Below are 19,292 nucleotides of genomic sequence, written 5' to 3'. Positions count from 1 at the left end.
TCCTCCTATGGTCCGATGTTCGCGATGAGCGTGCTGTCGATCATCCCGTTGTTCATCGTGTTCTGCTTCGGCCAGAAATACCTCGTCGAAGGCATCGCCACCACCGGCGGAAAGTAACAACCGGCCGGACCGGTCGGCAGACGACACAGTCTTCCCGCCGCAAGACGGGACTCGATAACCCAACAATCCGTGGGGCGTGGCTCGTTGTTGTTTTTTTATTCCTTTCCTCCCTAGCAACGAGCCACGAACCCTACTTATGTAAAAAGACCTAGGGCGGTAACCGATCTTCCCGTTTTGCCAGACGGGATTCCCATTAATTCAGGTGCACGGCTCCGGCGTTGCAAGAACAGGTTTTCACCCCTCCTTTTCGAATCAACGTTCGGAGCTGTCGCCTTTCCTTCTGAAACGGCTATTGAAAGGTTCACCATGTTTTCTCCTCAACGTGCGTGCATGTATGACGGCCGCACTGCATGCCCGATCATTGTGGATGGCTCATATGCGGGGCATCGTTTCAGTGAACGTACACATATGCAGGTTATGCGTGCTGTCGGGGATTTGCGCCGGGACATCGCCATGGTCACCGGGGCTCTTCCCTACGAGGAGGTGCGCCGCGCATTCGTTGTGGACGATGCGTTGCAGGCCGCTGACCTTGATCGACGCGATGCCGGCAAGGTGCCTTCTCTGCGAGTGCTGGAAGGCGCAGAACTCAAATCCGAACGTTCACAGAATACAGAGACGCCGTATGCCGTCATCGTCGGAGTGCTGGGCGAAAGCGCCATACTGGAGAGTCTGGAGCAAGACGGCGGATTGCCGCAGGCGGATGCTCTGCGCTCGGAGCGCGAGTCCTTCATGCTGCGAACCGTCGAGCATCCTTTGCCCGGGGTTGCACGCGCTCTGGTGATCGCCGGAGCGGACGCCCGTGGCGCCATCTATGGCATCTATCAGATTTCGCAGATGATTGGCGTATCGCCATGGTACTGGTATGCGGATGCGCCGGTGCAAACTCGCGATCGCATTGACATCGAGGAACTGGGCCTGCCGGGCGAAGGCATGCTGGAACATGGCCCGGACGTGCGGTACCGCGGCATATTCATCAACGACGAAGAGCGAACCATTGATTGGTGCGGGGACCATTTCCCCGCCGGTCACGGCACTCCGGACGTGAATTTCTACAGGCATGTATTCGAGCTCATGCTCCGCCTGCGGCTCAATACGCTGTGGCCTGCCATGCATCCCGGCACGAGTTGCTTCAACGAATATCGCGAGAACGATCACATGGTCAATGCCGAGGAGGCGATGCGCTATGGCATCATCGTTTCGGCGTCGCACTGCGAGATGCTGCTGCGCAATAACGTCAGCGAGTGGGAGCCATGGGTGAAGGCTCACCGTGACGATTACGACTGGATGGGGGACGAAGGCGAGGCGACCTTCGACTACACGCGGCATAAGGACGCCATTCTGGCCTATTGGCGCGAACGGTTGGAGGAGAACCGGCAATTCGAGAACATCTATCCGCTGGGCATCCGCGGCGTGCATGATGGCTCGTTCCGTTGCCGGGACTTGGCGAAAACCTTCGGCAGCAAGGTGGCGATGATGGCGGATGTGATCCGCGAACAGCGACGCCTGATCGCTGAGGCGTTCGGCGCTCCGGATGCGGTGCCGCAGATGTTCGTGCCCTACAAGGAGATGGGCGAGCTGTACAACGCGGGGCTGCGCGAGCATATTCCCGACGACGTGATCCTGCTGTGGGCGGAGGACAACTACGGCTATCTCCGTCAAGTGCCGGATGAAAGGGAACGCTCACGATCCGGTGGCTCCGGCGTGTATTATCACGTGTCCTACTGGGGATATCCGAAAAGCTGGCTGTGGCTCAACTCGATCCAATACCCGCTCATGGTGCAGGAGCTGCGCCGCGCGTACGCGACAGGGGCCAAGGCCTGCTGGATACTCAACGTGGGGGATATCGTTCCCGGGCATATCGCCATGGAACTGTATGCGCGTTTGTCCTGGCGTGTGGATGATTTCGCCGGGGACGATGCCATGGAAACGTTCTACCTGTTGCATGCGAAACGGGACTTCCAACTCGGAAGCGGCGAAGCACGGGAAGTAGCGTCGGCGATCGCGGACTATTCGCGGTTGTGCGGCACCAAGCGCGCGGAGTTCTATGGCGTCGGCAATGCGTCGAACATGAAGAGCGCCGGATTCAACGAGGCATGGGAGTTTCCGTTCAGCGCGACGGCCAACGGCGATGAAACCCTGAGACTCGTGGAACGTTGCGGTTCCATCCGCAAGCGGCTCGAAGCCGTGGAACGCGTCATGGACGAGGATGATAGAGCCTCGCTGTATCTGCAGCTCACCCATGCGGTCATCTCGTATGAGGCCGTCGCGCGGGAGTATGCGTACTTCTGGAAGTATCGACTGTGCGCGGCTCAGGGACGGTATCGCAGCGCCCAGATATACCGTGATCTGTCATTGGCCGCAGTGAAGGACATCGAAGCCGCCCAGCGGCGTTTCTGGAATGTGAATGGCGGCAAATGGCGCAAGGCAATCGGATATTCGCATCCGATCGACTGGCCGGGTTACGTGAGCAACGAAGGCGTAGTGCTGCTGGACGATTCCCGGTTTGCGATTCCGCGGCCTATCGCAGACATCGGAGCCTGTGCGGAGGGCTCAAGTGTCGCCGGAACCGGATTGCTGCGATTCGGTGCGCAGCGGGAACATGAACGGCACTACATCGACGTGTTTGCCACCGGAGAAGAGTGCGAACGGTGGCGCGCGGAGGCGGATCCGTGGATACGGCTTTCCGAAATGCAGGGAACGATCACATCGGAGCGCAGGGTTATGGTTTCTGTCGATTACGGACGGCTTGACCGGGATCGCGTTGCGGTCGGATCCGTGCGGATTTATCGGGATCGGGGATCGGCTTCGGTCCCGGTGGCGACGATCACCGTGGAAGCCGATCCGCGAATCGTGGCGTTCGACGGGCCCTCGTTCGTGCAGACGGGAGTGGCCATCGTGATCGATGCCGTACATCCGAGCGCGTCCGAGAAAGGCGTTCATGGCGATTTCTGGCTGCCGGTGCGCGGGCTCGGGCCCAGAATCGGCGCCATGAAGGCGGTCCCGGAGACCGCTGCGCGCGTGGACCATGATTTCGCCGATGCCGCACGGCTCAAATACCACGTGTATTTCCGCGTATCGGGAACCTACCGCGTGACGTTCCATCGCATCCCCACCCTGAACGAGGGGAGTGGTGACACGTCGTGCGCTCCCCGCCACGATTACGACTATCTGTCGGATAGCCCGTTCTCATGCCGTACGGCGATCGGCTTGGACGACGACGTGCCGTCCCGCGCCGTGTTGCGAGGCGCGAACAACTGGATGGATATGCGGTGGGCGGGCAACATCATGCGCATGAGCGAGCCGCTGACCTGCATGCTGCGTGTGCCGTCCGTCGGCTGGCATGATGTGGTGATCTATCGCAGCGATGCGGCGATAACGTTCACCCATCTGACTCTGGAGGCGGAATCCTCGGCTCCTGACGATTCGCTGACATCGGGCTCCGAAAGTCCGAACAGCGTGGCTCCGGAGGATTCCTGGACTTGCGGCGTGGCGACGCTGCCTGCGGAGCTGGGGTAGCCGCCAACAGCCGTCGGTCGCCAACACTCAAGTTGACGGTCGGCGGCATGTGGAATATAATCAAAACATCTTCAAAAGTGAACGTTCACTTTTTGGGGAGGTGGGGCCACAGTGATGTGGCCACAAGGGAATTCAGCACCGGGGTGAACGATCATCTGGTGAGTGCGAAAGGATACGAACATGCGAAATGCCAAGCGTCTTTCCACCGCATTTGCGGCGGTCTGCGCAATGTCCATGGCTCTGGCGGGGTGCGGCAACGGCGGCAACGACGCCGCGTCCGATGGACCGGTGACCAAGTCGGACGGGAATGTCACCATCACCATCAACTGGTGGGGCGGCGACAACCGCATCAAACAGACTCAGAAAGTTGTTGAGGCGTTCGAGAAGGAACATCCGAACATCACGGTTGACGCGATCTATGCCGATTGGTCCGGTTATTGGGACAAGCTTGCCACTTCGATTGCGGGCGGCGATGCTCCGGATGTGATCCAGATGGATGAAATGTACTTGGCTGCCTACGGTTCCCAGGGGTCTCTATTGGATTTGGATCGAGCCAAGGAATTCCTGAAGACCGACGAGCTCGACAAGTCCGTTGCGGACATGGGAAAGTATGACGGCAAGCAGTACGCCATGCCGCAGTCCACTACGCCGTTCGGCCTGGCCGTAAACCTTGATATCCTTGACAAATTGGGTGTGAAGCTGCCGGACAACACCGACAGCTGGACGTGGGACGAGTTCAATGATTTCCAGAAGGAAATCTACGACAAGTCCAACGGAGAGGTCGTAGGTGCATTGATGCCCAATAATGGCTATGGTCTGACGCTGTGGGCGCGTCAGCATGGCGAGGATCTGTTCAAGGGCGGCAAGATGGTTATTTCCGAGGGGACGCTTGCCAAGTTCTTCGACAAGACGCTCGATCTCATCAAGGCGGGAATGGGCGGTGACGGCAACCGCTGGGCTGAGCAGTCCGGTCTTGGCGTGGACCAGAGTGCATTCGGCACGGGCAAGGCTGCGCTGAACTTTACCCAGTCCACACAGATCACCGCGTATTCCAAGGCCGCCGGCACCGAGAACATGGTGCTGGTCAACATGCCGTCGGATACCAAGGGGGGCTGGGGATATATCAAGCCCGGCATGTACTGGTCCGTTTCCTCGCGATCCCAGCATCCGGCCGAAGCCGCCATGCTCGTCGACTATCTGGTCAATAGCGAGACCGCAGGTAAGATTATCGGCACCGAACGTGGCATCCCGGCGAACAACAAGGTCCGTGCCTCTCTGGCCAAGACGCTGGAAGGACCGGATAAGAAGGCCATGGACTTCGTGGATACCTTCGAGAAGGTGACCGGTGGCGAAGCTCCGGAAATTACGCCGAACGGAGCTTCGGACATCATGAAGACCATCGGGCGTTATCAGGAAGCCGTGGTCTTCGGCAAGCAGACGCCCGCGGAAGCAGCGAAGGCCATGATCGAGGAGATGAATTCGTCCATCACCAGCGCATCCTGACATATTGAAGTGAACGTTCACTGACAGGGGAGAAGGGCCGTCGGACCATGGAAGGTCCGGCGGCCCTTTTCTTGGCCGTCCGCCCTGTCACCGCATGACGGTATGCTGAAGCGGCTAAGCAAAGTCCCCAAACCGTTCAAACCAGAAGGTGCATTGTGGCTCAGTCCAAACTTGATGAAGTAGTGTCCCTCGCGAAGCGTCGCGGTTTCGTGTTCCCCGCCGGCGAGATTTACGGCGGCACCCGTTCCGCATGGGATTACGGTCCGCTCGGCGTGGCCCTCAAGGACAACATCAAGCGCGAATGGTGGCGCTCGATGGTCGTCACCCGCCCGGACATCGTGGGCGTGGACACCTCCATCATCCTGCCCACCCCGGTGTGGGTCGCCTCCGGACACGTGGCGGTGTTCAACGACCCGCTGGTCGAGTGCCTCAACTGCCACAAGCGCAACCGCGCGGACAAGCTGGAGGAGTCCTACGCGGAGAAGCACGGTGACAAGCTGCCGGAGAACGGCATGAAGGACATCGTCTGCCCCGACTGCGGCGCCCGCGGCCAGTGGACCGAACCGCGCGACTTCAACATGATGCTGCGCACCCACCTCGGACCCGTGGAAGACGAGAACAGCCTGCACTACCTGCGCCCGGAGACCGCGCAGGGCATCTTCGTGGACTTCAAGAACGTCATGACATCCTCGCGTTCCAAGCCGCCGTTCGGCATCGCGAACATGGGCAAGTCCTTCCGCAACGAGATCACCCCCGGCAACTTCATCTTCCGCACCCGCGAGTTCGAACAGATGGAGATGGAGTTCTTCGTGGAGCCCGGCACGGACGAGGAATGGCACCAGTACTGGATCAACGCCCGCACCCAGTGGTACTTGGATCTGGGCGTCAAGCCGGAGAACCTGCGCCACTACGAGCACCCCAAGGAGAAGCTCGCGCACTACTCCAAGCGCACGGTGGACATCGAGTACAAGTTCGGCTTCCAGGGTTCCGACTGGGGCGAGCTCGAGGGCGTGGCCAACCGCACAGACTTCGACCTTTCCGCACACGCCAAGCACTCCGGCGAGGACCTGAGCTACTTCAACCAGGCCACCGGCGAGAAGTACGTGCCGTACGTGATCGAGCCCGCCGCCGGCCTGACCCGTTCCCTGATGTGCTTCCTCGTGGACGCGTACGACGTGGACGAGGCCCCGAACACCAAGGGCGGCGTGGACAAGCGCACCGTGCTGCGCCTCGACCCGCGTCTGGCCCCGGTCAAGGCTGCCGTGCTGCCGCTGAGCAAGAAGCCCGAGCTGCAGTCCGTGGCCCAGAACCTGGCCGCGGACCTGCGCCAGAACGAGTGGATGATCGACTACGACGAGTCCGGCGCCATCGGCCGCCGCTACCGCCGCGAGGACGAGATCGGCACCCCGCTGTGCATCACCGTTGACTTCGACACCCTCGAGGATCAGGCCGTCACCATCCGTGACCGCGACACCATGAACCAGGAGCGCGTGGCCCTCAACAAGGTGGCCGAGTATGTGGACGCCCGCATCGGCGAGCACCGCACCCGCGTGCCCATGAAGCCCGTGGAGCTGGGCGGCGAGCCGTTCGGCGACGAGGTGAAGATCCAGGAAGCCGGCGGTCTGTACTAAATTGCAGCATTCGGACGAAACCGTCATCGACGAGCGCGGGGACTGCCAGACCGGGCAGGATCCGCGCTCGCCGCGTCATGACACCCCCACGCTCCCCGAGTCCGTGCACATCGCGCCGGTGAAGCTCGGCCCTGTCGACGTACCCACCCCGGTGGTGCTCTCGCCCATGGCCGGCGTGACCAACTGGCCGTTCCGCGTGCTGTGCGAGGAATATGGGCCACAGGGCCTGTATGTGGCGGAGATGATTACCGCCCGGGCGCTCGTGGCCCGCAATCCCAAGGCGCTCAGGCTGTGCCGGTTCGCGCCGAGCGAGCGCGTGCGCTCCCTGCAGTTGTACGGCGTGAACCCGTCGATCACCGAGCAGGCGGCGAAGATCGTGGTGGACGGTGGCATGGCCGACCACGTGGACCTCAACTTCGGCTGCCCGGTGCCCAAGGTCACGCGTCGCGGTGGAGGCTCGGCCCTGCCGTGGAAGACCGACATCTTCTCCGAACTCATCTCCCGCGTGGTCAGGGTGTGCGAGACGGCGAACATTCCGGTCACGGCGAAGATCCGTGTCGGCATAGACCACGCGCACGAGACGTTCCTCGAAGCCGGGCGCATCGCGCAGGAGGAGGGCTGCAAGGCCGTCACCCTGCACGCGCGCACCACCGCCGAGTATTACGGCGGGCACTCCGACTGGAGCCGCATCGGCGAGCTCAAGGCCGCGCTGAGCATCCCGGTGTTCGGCAACGGAGACATCTGGGGTGCCGAGGACGCGCTCGCCATGGTCCGTGAGACCGGGTGCGACGGGGTGGCCGTGGGGCGCGGCTGCCAGGGCCGTCCGTGGCTGTTCGCCAACATTCGCAACGCCTTCGCCGGTAAACCGGAACGCGTGAACCCCAATCTGGGGGAGGTGTGCCGGGTGATCGAACGCCATGCCGAACTGCTCGTGGAGTTCTATGACGGCGACGAACGCATGGCCGTGCACGATCTGCGCAAGCACATCGCGTGGTACCTGAAGGGCTTCCCCGTGGGCGGTTCGACGCGCAAGGCGTTCATGGAATGCGAGTCCCTTGCGGACGTGCGCCGCGAGACGGGACGGTTGGACCCGACGGTCGAATACCCGCCGCGCGTGACGGACAAGCCGCGCGGGCGCGTGCGGTTCGCCAAGAAGGTTCACCTGCCGTACGGGTGGCTCGATTCCAGGACCACCACGCACGAGGAGCGCGAGATGCTGTTCGGCGACGATCCGATGGATGCGAGCTACTGACGGACGGATGCGCGGGATGCGCGGAAAACGCCGGCGTGTCGCCTTTGGAAAGCCTTTGGAAAAGTCGTTGGCCAAACCGGCGATACACGCCATACAATATCCATAGTCTGGTGGAGACACTGCGATACAGTGGAGCATAACCGTGAGTGACAGGAGCCAAACCGTGAGCGAGATTGCCCAGGAAGAATTCAATGACCGCACCACCATCAAGGTCGTGGGTGTAGGTGGCGCCGGCGGCAATGCGGTCAACCGTATGATCGCCGAGGGCCTGCAGAACGTCGAATTCGTTGCCATCAACACCGACGCGAAGGATCTGCTGCGCTCCGATGCGGATGTGAAGATCTCCCTGTCCGACAAGACCAGCCGCGGTCTGGGCGCCGGCGCCGACCCGGAGAAGGGCGCCAAGGCTGCCCAGGACCATCAGTCCGACATCGACGAGGTGCTCAAGGGTTCCGACATGGTCTTCGTGACCTGCGGCGAGGGCGGCGGCACCGGCACCGGCGCCAGCCCCATCGTCGCCCGTTCGGCCCGTCAGCAGGGCGCGCTCACCATCGCCGTCGTCACCCGTCCGTTCACCTTCGAAGGCCCCCGTCGCTCCGCCTCCGCAGACTCCGGCATCGAGAACCTGCGCAAGGAAGTCGATGCGCTCATCGTCATCCCCAACGACCGTCTGCTCGACCTGTCCGACCGCACGGTCTCCGTCATCGACGCCTTCAAGACAGCGGACAAGGCGCTGCTCGACGGCGTTCAGGGCATTACGGACCTGATCACCATGAACTCGTACATCCACGTCGATTTCTCCGACGTGACGGCCATCCTCAAGGATTCCGGCACCGCGCTGTTCGGCATCGGCGCCGCGCGGGGCGAGGATCGCGCCACCCAGGCCGCGGAGATCGCCATCAGCTCCCCGCTGCTGGAGGAAAGCATCGAGGGGGCCCACGGTGCGCTCATCAACGTGGCCGGCCCCACCGACCTGAGCATGCAGGAGGCCTACGCGGCCGCCCAGCTCGTGCAGGACGCCATCCACCCCGAAGCACAGATCATCTGGGGCCTTGCGCTGGACGACTCCTACGGCGACGAGGTGCGCGTCACCGTCATCGCGGCAGGCTTCGACCCGACCGGCAAGAAGGACGACGCCAAGACGGAGGATGCCGTGGAGGTCAAGCCGCTGACCGACTACAAGCCCGCACCCCAGCAGGCCCAGCCCGCCCCGGCGGCGCAACCCGTGCAGCAGGCTCCGGCCGCCCCGGCCCAGCAGGCCGGCTTCGACGAGACGAGCGAAACCCGCGTGGTGCGTCCCGCAGCCGCCCCGCTGCCGCAGAGCGACCCGGCCGGCGACCTGGACATCCCGGACTTCCTGCGCTGACGCGGGACGGCGAACGTAAGGAGCTGACATGGCTGGATTCATGAAGAACGCGATGTCCTACCTCGGCATGGCCGACGTGGTGGATGAGGATGACGACGCGACTGCCGCCGCCGAGACGGGCTCGACCTCGTTCGACTCCGATCATTCGGTGACGCCGCAGCCCACGCCCGCCGCCACCGCGAAGCCGCGCGAGAACACCACCCCGTTCCCGCAGGGACGCATCAACCGCATCACCACCATTCACCCCAAGACCTACGAGGATGCCCAGCTGGTGGGCCGCGCGATCCGCGACGGCGTGCCCGTGGTGCTCAACCTCACGGGCGTGGCGGAGGCCGTGGCCTACCGCATCGTGGACTTCTCCGCCGGCGTGGTGTTCGGTGTGCGCGGTTCCATCGAGCGTGTCACCCCGCGCGTGTTCCTGCTGAGCCCCGCGCAGGTGAACATCAAGGTGGAGGAGCCGCAGGCCTCCTCTCCGGCGCACGACCTGTTCGCGGACTGAGCGCAAGGCGGGGCGGGTGGCCGAAAAGCAAACCCGCATTCAGCGGTCGTCCAGTTTGCTCCCAGCTGACGGCCGCATGGCGATGGTAGGGTGGGCGTCATGCTGCTCTATCTGTTGCGTTTCATCATCGATCTGGCGATCGATGCCTACATGCTCATTCTGTTCGTGCGCATGATCCTTGACTGGGTCAGCGTCTTTTCCCGCACGTGGTACCCGCGCGGCGTGGTCGCCACCCTCGTCTCCGCCGTGTACACGGTCACCGAGCCGCCCCTGCGGTGGCTCAGGCGGTACATCCGGCCCATCCCCATGGGGGCGATGTATTTGGACGTGAGCTTCATGGTGCTGTGGTTCGGTCTCGCGGTGCTCAAAATCCTCATCTGAATCGCGGTTCTCGGGGTCATAAGGGACCGTATCGTGATAGCATCGGAATTTGAAGCCACTGTTTAGTTAGGCATAGTAAGGCATAGCCCCAAAGTGAGGTGGGATTGAATATGGCTCTGTTGACGCCCAAAGATATCAGGGAGCATACCTTCCAGACCGTCCGTTTCAAGGAAGGCTACGATGTCGACGAGGTCGACGACTTCCTGGATCAGGTGACCGAGACCGTTGAGGCCCTGACCAAGCAGGCCGTCGCCGCCGGTGCTTCGACCCAGTCGCTGGGACCGGACGTGGCCCCGCTGAACGCCAAGATCTCCGAGCTCAGTGCCCAGCTCGACGCCGCGCGTGCCGAGAACGCCCAGCTCAAGTCCGGCGCCACCGCGCAGAACGCCGACGCCGCCGCCGTTGCGGGCAAGATCGCCGAGGCTGAGGAGAACGCCAAGGCCCTCGCCTCCCAGAACGAACAGCTCAAGGGCCAGGTCGACCAGCTCAACAAGCAGATCGACCAGCTCACCGCGCAGGCGGCTCAGGGCGGCGACAACGCCAAGGCCCTCGCCGACCAGCTCGCCGCCGTGCAGAACGAGCGCACGGAGGCCCTGAAGCGCAACGAACAGCTCACCAACGAGCTCGCCGAGGCCAAGAGCCAGGCCGCCGCGACCTCCGCTCAGGTTGAGCAGGCCAAGGCCCAGATCCAGCAGGTCTCCGGTCAGGCCAACGCGCAGATCGAGGCCCTCAACAAGCAGCTTCAGGAATCCAAGCAGCGCGAGGAGTCCCTGCGCGAGCAGGTCGCCAAGATCGAGCCGTCCACCGAGACCGGCAGCCTCAAGAAGATCGCCGGCGCCGGTGCGGACGCCACCAGCGAGCCCGAGCGCGCCACCGCCATGCTCACTCTCGCCATGCAGCTGCACGACCAGTACGTGGACAAGGGCAAGGCCAAGGGCGCCGAGCTCATCGCCGACGGTCAGGCCAAGCACGACGAGGCCGTCTCCAAGGCGAACGACTACTCCACCCGCACCCGCACCGAGGCCGACGACTACTCCAAGCGCGTCCACAACGACGCCGACGCCTACTCCGAGCGCGTGCGCTCCGATGCGGACGGCTACTCCGTCAAGACCCGTCAGGACGCGGACACCTATTCCAAGAACAAGCACAACGAGCTGGAAACCTACGAGCAGGAAGTCCAGAAGCGCGCTCAGGAGTACGACAAGCAGACCCGCGACGGCGCCGACAAGTACGCGGCGGACGTCAAGGACAAGCTCATCACGCAGTCCAAGGTCATCGAAGGCAACATTCAGGGCCTCAAGCAGTTCGAAGCCGAATACCGCAGCCGCCTGACCGAGTTCCTCGGCCAGCTGGTCAATCAGGTGTCGGACACGAACGCGTTCCAGAACGTCGAGGCCAACTACCCCGGCAAGCACTGATCCATGTCCCAACAGTGTGAAGGCAAGGCGGCTGCGCGTGGGCGCGTGGCCGTCTTCGCATGCGTGGCGGCGGTGGCGCTGGCGATCGACCAGATCACCAAGGCGCTCGCCCTCACGCATCTGAGCGAAATGGCATCCATCCGCGTGATCCCGGGGCTTCTGGCTTTGCGACTCGTGCACAATCCCGGCGCCTCGCTGGGCATGGGGTCAGGGGCAACATGGCTCATCTCTCTCATCGCCATCGCGGCGTGCGTGGCGATCGTTTGGATGGCCGTGCGTACCGTCTCCATGCGCTGGGAGGTCCTGTTGGCGTTGGCGTTCGCCGGGGCGGTGGGCAATTTGATTGACCGCATCGCCTACGCGGACGGGTTCCTCAACGGCAAGGTCGTCGACTTCCTCGACTACGGGTGGTCGATCGGCAACGTGGCGGACATCTTCCTCATGGTGGCCGGCATCGGCATCGTGGTGCTCATCTTCGTGGGCGAGCCGTTCGGGCGCAAGGACCTCGAGGCGCGTAAGGACGCCGAGAATTCCACTGAGAACGCCTCCGGGACTGCTGGCGCACAGGAATCCGGGCAGGCAGGGCATACGGAAGATCCGGAGGAGCCGACCGTCCGATGAGCCGAATCCTTCCCGCACCCGACGCGCTGATCGGCAAGCGGCTGGACGTGGCCGTGGCCAAGATGCTCGGCATGTCCCGCGCCAAGGCCAGCGAACTCATCGCCACCGGTCAGGTGCGTTCCCTCGCGCGCGATATCGCCAAATCGTCCACGCTCATGGCCGGCGAAAGCCTGGAATTCGACCTGCACGACGAAGCCCCCGCCTCAGAACCGGTGGCCGACGACATGGCGATCGTCTACGAGGACGACGACGTGGTAGTGGTGGACAAGCCCGTGGGCGTGGCCGCACACGCCTCCGTGGGCTGGAGCGGACCGACCGTGCTCGGCAGCCTGCTCGACCGCGGCGTGCACATCACCTCCTACGGGGCGCCCGGACGGCAGGGCATCGTCTCTCGGCTCGACGTGGGCACCTCCGGACTCATGCTGGTGTGCAAGTCCGAGCTCGCCTACAAGGAGATGCGCCGGCAGTTCGCCGAGCATGAAGTGAAGAAGACCTACCACGCGCTGGTGCAGGGCAACCTGCGGCAGGACCGGGCCACCATCGAGGCGCCCATCGGCCGGGCGAAGGTCTCCGACTTCCGGTTCACCGTCACCCCCGCCGGCAAGGAGGCCATCACGCACTGGGACGTGATGGAACGCTTCGGCGAGGCGACACTCGTCTCCGTCAACCTCGAAACCGGGCGCACCCACCAGATACGCGTGCATTTCTCCTCCATCGGTCACCCCCTCGTGGGCGACCCGATGTACGGAGCCAACCCGAAGCTGTCCGCGGCGGTGGGATTGGACCGCCAGTGGCTGCATGCCATGCGGCTCGAATTCCGGCACCCACGCACCCGCGTATGGACCACCGTGGAAAGCCGGTACCCGGCCGATCTGAGCCACGCGCTGGACGTGATGCGCCAGAGAGCCGCCGCACGCCGGGAAACGAACGTGTGAGGAATCGCAGAGGCCGGAGCGGGCGGACAGCGCGCGCGAACAGGAACGAAGAGCAGAGGCAGAAAGAGACAGACAGCATGTCATTCGAGCATCCAAACAGGAACGGCGAAACCATCCGCGAGGTGGAGCGCGAGATCATGAAGCGTCCGCCGGAGCACAATCACACCAACCTCGATCTGGACCGCATGACCCTCATGCTGGACCTGCTGGGCCACCCGGAGCAGTCATTCCGCGTGATCCACGTGACCGGCACCAACGGCAAGGGCTCCACCGCGCGCATGGCCGAGGCGATCTGCCGCGCGTACGGTCTGCGCACCGGTCTGTATACTTCGCCGCATCTGGAGCGCATCAACGAGCGCATCGCCATCGACGGTCAGGAGCTCTCCGACGACGACTTCGCCGACGCGTGGGACCAGATCAAGGACCTCGTGGACATGGTGGACATGAAGATGGCCGAGCAGGGCAAGCCGAAGATGAGCTTCTTCGAGGTGCTCACCTCCATGGCCATCTGGAAGTTCGCCGACGCCCCCGTGGACGTGGCCGTGGTGGAAGTGGGCATGGGCGGCCGCGACGATGCGACCAACGTGCTCGACGCGGACGCGGCCATCATCGGACCGATCGACATGGACCACATGCAGTGGCTGGGCAGCACCGTGGAGGACATCGCCGAGCACAAGGCCGGCATCATCAAGCCCGACTGCACGGTCGTCGTCGGCCCGCAGCCGCACGAGGATGAGGTCATGTCCATCATCGAGGACAAGGCCCGCGCATGCCATGCGCGCCTGCTGCGCGACGGCTACGAGACGGAGGTCGTCTCCCGCATGCCGGCCGTGGGCGGTCAGGTCGCCACGCTGCGCACGCCCAACGGCACGTACACGGAGGTGCCCATCGCCAAATTCGGCGAACATCAGGCCCACAACGCGCTCGCCGCACTGGCCGCCGCCGAAGTGGTGATCCCCGTCAACGGGGCGCTCGACGGCGACGCGGTGGCCGAGGCGCTGAGCGGCGTGAAGATCCCCGGACGCATCGAACAGATTCGCACCTCGCCGACCATCATCATCGACGGCGGGCATAACGTGAACGCGGCCGAATCGCTGCGCGCCGCCATCGAGGAAAACTACGACTTCGAACAGCTCGTGGGCGTGGTGGCCATGATGGCGGACAAGCAGGTCGAGCAGTATCTGGGCGTGCTGGAGCCGGTCCTGAGCCAGATCGTGGTGACGGAAAACTCGTGGCGCGGGCGCGTGATGCCCGCCGACGAACTCGAGAAGGTGGCCGTCAGGGTGTTCGGGCCGGACCGCGTGATCCGCCGCGACGACCTGCCCGACGCCATCCAGACCGCCGTGGACCTGGTGGACGCCGCCGACGAAACCGGCGTGGGCTACGGGCGCGGCGTACTCATCTGCGGCAGCTTCGTGACCGCCGGCGACGCGCGCACGCTGCTCAAGGAGCGCAGGAACCCGGAGCTGGCCAAGCCGAAGGCCGAGCGCGTGGCGGACGGCGACGGCGCTGCGGACGGCGAAAGCGCGTCGGACGGCAGGACGGGCGACGGTGTGAACGATCACGCTGACGGTTCCGACGGAGACTTTGACGGCGGTTTCGGCGGTTTCGACGACGGCGGGCGCATCGAACCGAACCTCGGGGACTGACGGAGCCGGCGCATGTACCTCAAGGAGCTGACCCTGAAGGGCTTCAAGTCCTTCGCCTCCGCGACCACGCTGCGCTTCGAGCCCGGCATCACGGCCGTGGTGGGGCCCAACGGCTCCGGAAAGTCGAACATCGTGGACGCGCTCGCCTGGGTGATGGGTGAGCAGGGCGCCAAGGCGTTGCGCGGCACGCAGATGGAGGACGTGATCTTCGCCGGCACGTCCTCCCGCCCGCCGCTCGGTCGCGCGCAGGTGTCCCTCACAATCGACAACACCGACCATGCGCTGGACATCGACTACACGGAAGTGACCATCTCCCGCACCATCTTCCGCAACGGCGGCTCCGAGTACGCCATCAACGGCTCCGCATGCCGTCTGCTGGACATTCAGGAGCTGCTCTCCGACACGGGTCTGGGCCAGCAGATGCATGTGATCGTGGGGCAGGGGCGGCTCGATGCGATCCTCAAGGCCGACCCGTCCGGCCACCGTGCGTTCATCGAGGAGGCGGCCGGCATCCTGAAGCACCGCAAGCGCAAGGAACGTGCACTGCGCAAGCTCGCCAACACCGAGCAGAATCTGTCTCGGCTGGATGATCTGCTCGGTGAAATCCACCGCCAGCTCGGGCCTCTCGGCCGTCAGGCGCGCATCTCCCGGCGGGCGGAGGCGATTCAGGTGATCGTGCGCGACGCGCAGTCCCGCCTCTACGCCGACGACGCCGTGCGCGCGTTGCGGCAGCGCGACGAACTGCGCTCGCAGCTCACTGAAGTGCGGGGCAAACTGGCCGAGGCGCAGCGGGAACTGGCCGGTGTGAAGGTGCGCATCGAACAGGTGGAGGCACTGGCCAGCCAGTCCAGTCCCGCCATCGCGCGCGTGAACGAGGTCTGGCATCGCTACGCGCAGCTGCAGGAACGCTACCGTTCGCTCGCGCAGGTGGCGGGGGAGCGTGGGCGGTCCCTGCTCGGGCAGGTGATCGATCACATGGGGGACGACCCGGACCTGCTGGAACGCCGCGCCACGGAACTTGACGGACAGGCCGCGACCCAGCGCAGCGCCGTGGAGGATGCTCGGCTAGCCCTGGACAAGGCGACCGAACAGCGTGCCGATGGCGAACGGAAACTGGCCTCCGTGCGCCAGACCCTCACCGAACTGCGCAAAACCGCGCAGCGGCGCGAGTCGAAGATAGCCGGTCTCAACGCGCTCATCGCGCGGGAGGAGGCGGCCGCGGAACTGGCGCAAACGCGCGCCAAGGACTTCGCCGGGCAGCGCGAGGCACTGGAGAAACAGCTCGAGGACGCGCGTGCGCAACGCGAAGGCATGGAACGCGAGGCGGATGCGATCGGCGATGACGACGGCAAGGCGGGCACGGCGCTGGAGGCGGCACGCGCCGAGCTGGCCGAACGGCAGGAAGCATTGAACGGTCTGGAGGACCGACAGCGAGAGCTCAACGGGCGGATCATCTCGCTGAAAGCCAAGGCCGATGCCTTGCATGACACGCTCGACAGCCGCAATGCCTCCGGGGAACTTGAGCGCGACAGGGACGTGGCGGCCATGGGACGGCTCGCCGACTTCATCCACGTGGAGGACGGCTGGGAGGAAGCCGTGGCACACGCGCTGGATGCGTTCGCCGGGGCGATCGTGGTACCGGGCATGGGCAACGTGGTGCATGCGCTGGACCGGGCGCGGAACGACCGGCTCGGCAGGGCGGTGGTGCTGGCGGCCGGGGCGTGCGGCGGTTTGGGCGGTGGCTTGGGTGTCGGTTGGGGCTCCGACTTGGCTGATTTGGATAATTTGGGCGCTGACGGAGACCTTGCCGGAAGTGAACGTTCTGGCGGCGTGTCCGGTGACGCTGATCCTGAGCATACCGGGTCCGACCGCGTCGAATCCTCGAGCGGCGGGCATTCCGACGGTGAACCTTCCGACAGTGAACGTTCACGTGCCGAATCTTCGCGCGGTTCTGCCCGGTGGCGGTCCGTGGCCGTGTTCGTGGCACCGAACCCGCACGCGTCCGATTCCACTGCCGCCGAGGGCGTAGTCCGTGCCGTGCGCACGCTGCTCGCCGACGTGGCCGCGGTCGATTCGCTGCCCGATGCCCGCGAGGCCCTTGCGGCCGGCTGGCGTGAAGCGGTCACCGTCAACGGGGAGACACTCAATGCCGTGGCCGGCACCGGCGGGTCGTCTCTGTCCCAGTCCGACCTGTCGCTGGCCGCCCGGCGTGACAAGGCCCTGCAACAGGCGGAAACGCTCAGCGGAGAACTCGCTGAAGTCGAGCAGCAGGTCGCCCGGACCAAGGCGGATCGGGACGCGGCACGGCTCGCCGTGGACCGCGAATCCAGCCGGCGCACCGAAGCGCGGCTCAAGGCGCAGCAGGTCGTCAAGTCGCTCAAATCCGCGGCGGACCGCGTTGCCGGCTTTGAGCGGCAGATCAAGGCTCTGGACACCAAGATCGCTACGGTGGAAGAGGACAACGAAACCCATCGGCTCAAACTGGACGATCTGCGACTCGCTCTGGAAGCGGCGCAGGAATCCGGCTCGGGCCATGCCGATTCGGACGAATTAGCCGCGCGTGAAACAACGCTGGAACGGTCACTGACCGAATCCCGGGAACGCGAGGTCACAGCCAAGATCGCGTGGAGCGAGGCCAAGCGCAAGGCCGACTCCCTGGAACGTCAGGCCGGGCTACTGCACGATCAGGCGCGCGAGGCAACGGAACGCCGGGCGCGCATCGAACGGCTCAATGCCAAGCGGCGGGAGCAGGCCGAGCATGCGCAGGGCATCGCTGCGGATGCGAGCGACATAGCCGAACTCATTGGCCGGTACATTGCGGATGCGACCGCCCGGCGAGACGCCCTGCAGGCCGAGGCGTCAAGCAAGACGCGCGAGCTCAAGGCGTTGCGCGCCGAGCGTGACCGCATCGACCCGCAGGTGAACGATCTGACCGCGCGGGAGCACGCATTGGACGTGGACCGGGAGCGCGTAGCCGGACAGGTGGGGCAGATCACGCAGAAGATCGCGGACGATCTGGGCATGGACGTGAACGATCTCATCGCGCAGTATGGTCCCGACCGGCCGGTGCCGGTGCTCGACGAGCAGGGACGGCCCATGCCGCTGGACGATGCGGGAACGGCGGGCGATCCTGAAGCTGAATCCGAGGGAGTCGGGGACGGAGACTCCGCCGAACCCGCATACCGAACCGTGCCATACGATCGCGCCGAACAACGCAAACGTCTGGACAAGGCACGCAAGGACCTGACCGCGCTCGGCAAAGTGAACCCGCTGGCCACCGAGGAATACGACGCGCTGCAGACCCGCAACCAGTACCTGAACGACCAGCGCAACGACGTGGTGCAGTCGCGCGACGACCTCATGGGGCTCATCAAGGATCTGGACTCCACCATGGTCGAAGTGTTCCGCTCGGCCTTCGAGGACACGGCCGCAGCCTTCGAGCGCATGTTCGCCATGCTGTTCCCCGGTGGGCGCGGCCGACTCCGACTCGAGGACCCGGACGACCTGCTCACCACCGGCGTGCTCGTGGAGGCCAGCCCGGCCGGCAAGCGCGTCAAGCAGTTGAGCCTGCTGTCCGGCGGGGAGCGGTCCCTCACTGCACTGGCCCTGCTGTTCGCCATCTTCACCGCGCGCCCCAGCCCGTTCTACGTGATGGACGAGGTGGAAGCCGCTCTGGATGATGTGAACCTCACCCGGCTCATCGGCGCGTTCAACGCCCTGCGCGAGCACGCCCAGCTCATCATCATCACGCATCAGCAGCGCACCATGAGCATTGCGGACGCCCTGTACGGCGTGACCATGCGCGCGGACGGCGTGACCGCCGTGGTGAGTCAGCGGCTTGGATCCTCGTCCTGAGAGGGAAATGTCATTGCCGGTCGTGCAGATCTGGCAGCTGCTGTTGGCTGCAGGTGACTTCGCCTCGGACCGGGGATGTTCAAGTCTTAGCGGTTTACCGATCGGTGCGCCATGGGCGGCGGACGATCTCCATGACGTGGCCATGTGTACGGACGGCGTATTTTTCGGCGGTACGAGGCACAATCGATGCCAAGCTACGCTGTGTGAGGATGTTGCGGGTATTTCCGGGCCGGCATGCGGATGATATTTCCGATTCGTGTGGTGGTTTTCGGTGCGGGTGCCTAGTACCGCCGTTAGCATTTGGCCACAATGGTACGGTTGATACTTAGGGTGGCGCCGTAAAACCGCCACACGAATCGAAAATATATGCGGGCGCGCCACGCTGCGTGGTGGGCTGAACGGTTCTTTGCCGGCGGCTATCGGGGGGGGTGTTCCTATGTTTTTGTCAACCTTGTGAGGGGTTGATGTGGTCGTGTCCGGGTTGGTTGTGATGGGCGTGCTTCGCTTTGGCCTTGGCGAGGTGCGGCCGTGGCCGGCGCTGGTGGT

Annotated in this window: 12 protein-coding genes; all 12 read left to right on the top strand. The window is 64.3% G+C overall.

Annotated features, from left to right (window positions below):
- The first annotated feature begins 450 nt into the window (after positions 1-450).
- The 12 genes from AC1AZA_RS10985 (at position 451) to AC1AZA_RS10930 (ending at position 18,746) form a co-directional block, all read left to right on the top strand.
- Positions 451-3,636, top strand: a complete 3,186-nt coding sequence (locus AC1AZA_RS10985; RefSeq protein ID WP_476514693.1) for a glycosyl hydrolase 115 family protein — start codon at positions 451-453, stop codon at positions 3,634-3,636.
- Between the two features lie 180 nt (positions 3,637-3,816).
- Entirely contained in the window at positions 3,817-5,139 is a 1,323-nt protein-coding gene (locus AC1AZA_RS10980; RefSeq protein ID WP_476514692.1) for an ABC transporter substrate-binding protein, read from the top strand.
- Positions 5,140-5,294: 155 nt separating this feature from the next.
- On the top strand, positions 5,295-6,770 hold the full coding sequence (locus AC1AZA_RS10975; RefSeq protein ID WP_476514691.1) for a glycine--tRNA ligase: 1,476 nt from the start codon (positions 5,295-5,297) through the stop codon (positions 6,768-6,770).
- A gap of 25 nt (positions 6,771-6,795) precedes the next feature.
- Positions 6,796-8,022, top strand: a complete 1,227-nt coding sequence (gene dusB / locus AC1AZA_RS10970; protein WP_476514694.1) for a tRNA dihydrouridine synthase DusB — start codon at positions 6,796-6,798, stop codon at positions 8,020-8,022.
- Positions 8,023-8,185: 163 nt separating this feature from the next.
- Positions 8,186-9,388, top strand: coding sequence for a cell division protein FtsZ (gene ftsZ / locus AC1AZA_RS10965; RefSeq protein WP_476514690.1), 1,203 nt, complete (start codon positions 8,186-8,188; stop codon positions 9,386-9,388).
- A 28-nt stretch (positions 9,389-9,416) separates the two neighbouring features.
- Positions 9,417-9,887 carry a cell division protein SepF gene (locus AC1AZA_RS10960; protein WP_476514689.1) on the top strand — a complete coding sequence of 157 codons (471 nt, stop codon included), beginning with the start codon at positions 9,417-9,419 and terminating at the stop codon, positions 9,885-9,887.
- Positions 9,888-9,986: 99 nt separating this feature from the next.
- Positions 9,987-10,268, top strand: a complete 282-nt coding sequence (locus AC1AZA_RS10955) for a YggT family protein (protein ID WP_476514688.1) — start codon at positions 9,987-9,989, stop codon at positions 10,266-10,268.
- 110 nt (positions 10,269-10,378) lie between these two features.
- The gene (locus AC1AZA_RS10950) at positions 10,379-11,686 is read left to right on the top strand and encodes a DivIVA domain-containing protein (RefSeq protein ID WP_476514687.1); all 1,308 of its coding nucleotides are present in this window, start codon (positions 10,379-10,381) and stop codon (positions 11,684-11,686) included.
- Positions 11,687-11,689: 3 nt separating this feature from the next.
- On the top strand, positions 11,690-12,307 hold the full coding sequence (locus AC1AZA_RS10945; RefSeq protein WP_476514686.1) for a signal peptidase II: 618 nt from the start codon (positions 11,690-11,692) through the stop codon (positions 12,305-12,307).
- Positions 12,304-13,242 carry an RluA family pseudouridine synthase gene (locus tag AC1AZA_RS10940; protein ID WP_476514685.1) on the top strand — a complete coding sequence of 313 codons (939 nt, stop codon included), beginning with the start codon at positions 12,304-12,306 and terminating at the stop codon, positions 13,240-13,242. The genes AC1AZA_RS10945 and AC1AZA_RS10940 overlap by 4 nt, the downstream gene beginning before the upstream one ends.
- A gap of 77 nt (positions 13,243-13,319) precedes the next feature.
- Positions 13,320-14,891, top strand: a complete 1,572-nt coding sequence (locus tag AC1AZA_RS10935) for a bifunctional folylpolyglutamate synthase/dihydrofolate synthase (RefSeq protein ID WP_476514684.1) — start codon at positions 13,320-13,322, stop codon at positions 14,889-14,891.
- 12 nt (positions 14,892-14,903) lie between these two features.
- The gene (locus AC1AZA_RS10930) at positions 14,904-18,746 is read left to right on the top strand and encodes an AAA family ATPase (RefSeq protein ID WP_476514683.1); all 3,843 of its coding nucleotides are present in this window, start codon (positions 14,904-14,906) and stop codon (positions 18,744-18,746) included.
- Positions 18,747-19,292 lie beyond the last annotated feature (546 nt).

Source organism: Bifidobacterium sp. LH_389 (assembly GCF_056357235.1).
This window is presented reverse-complemented; position numbering and strand designations above follow the sequence as displayed.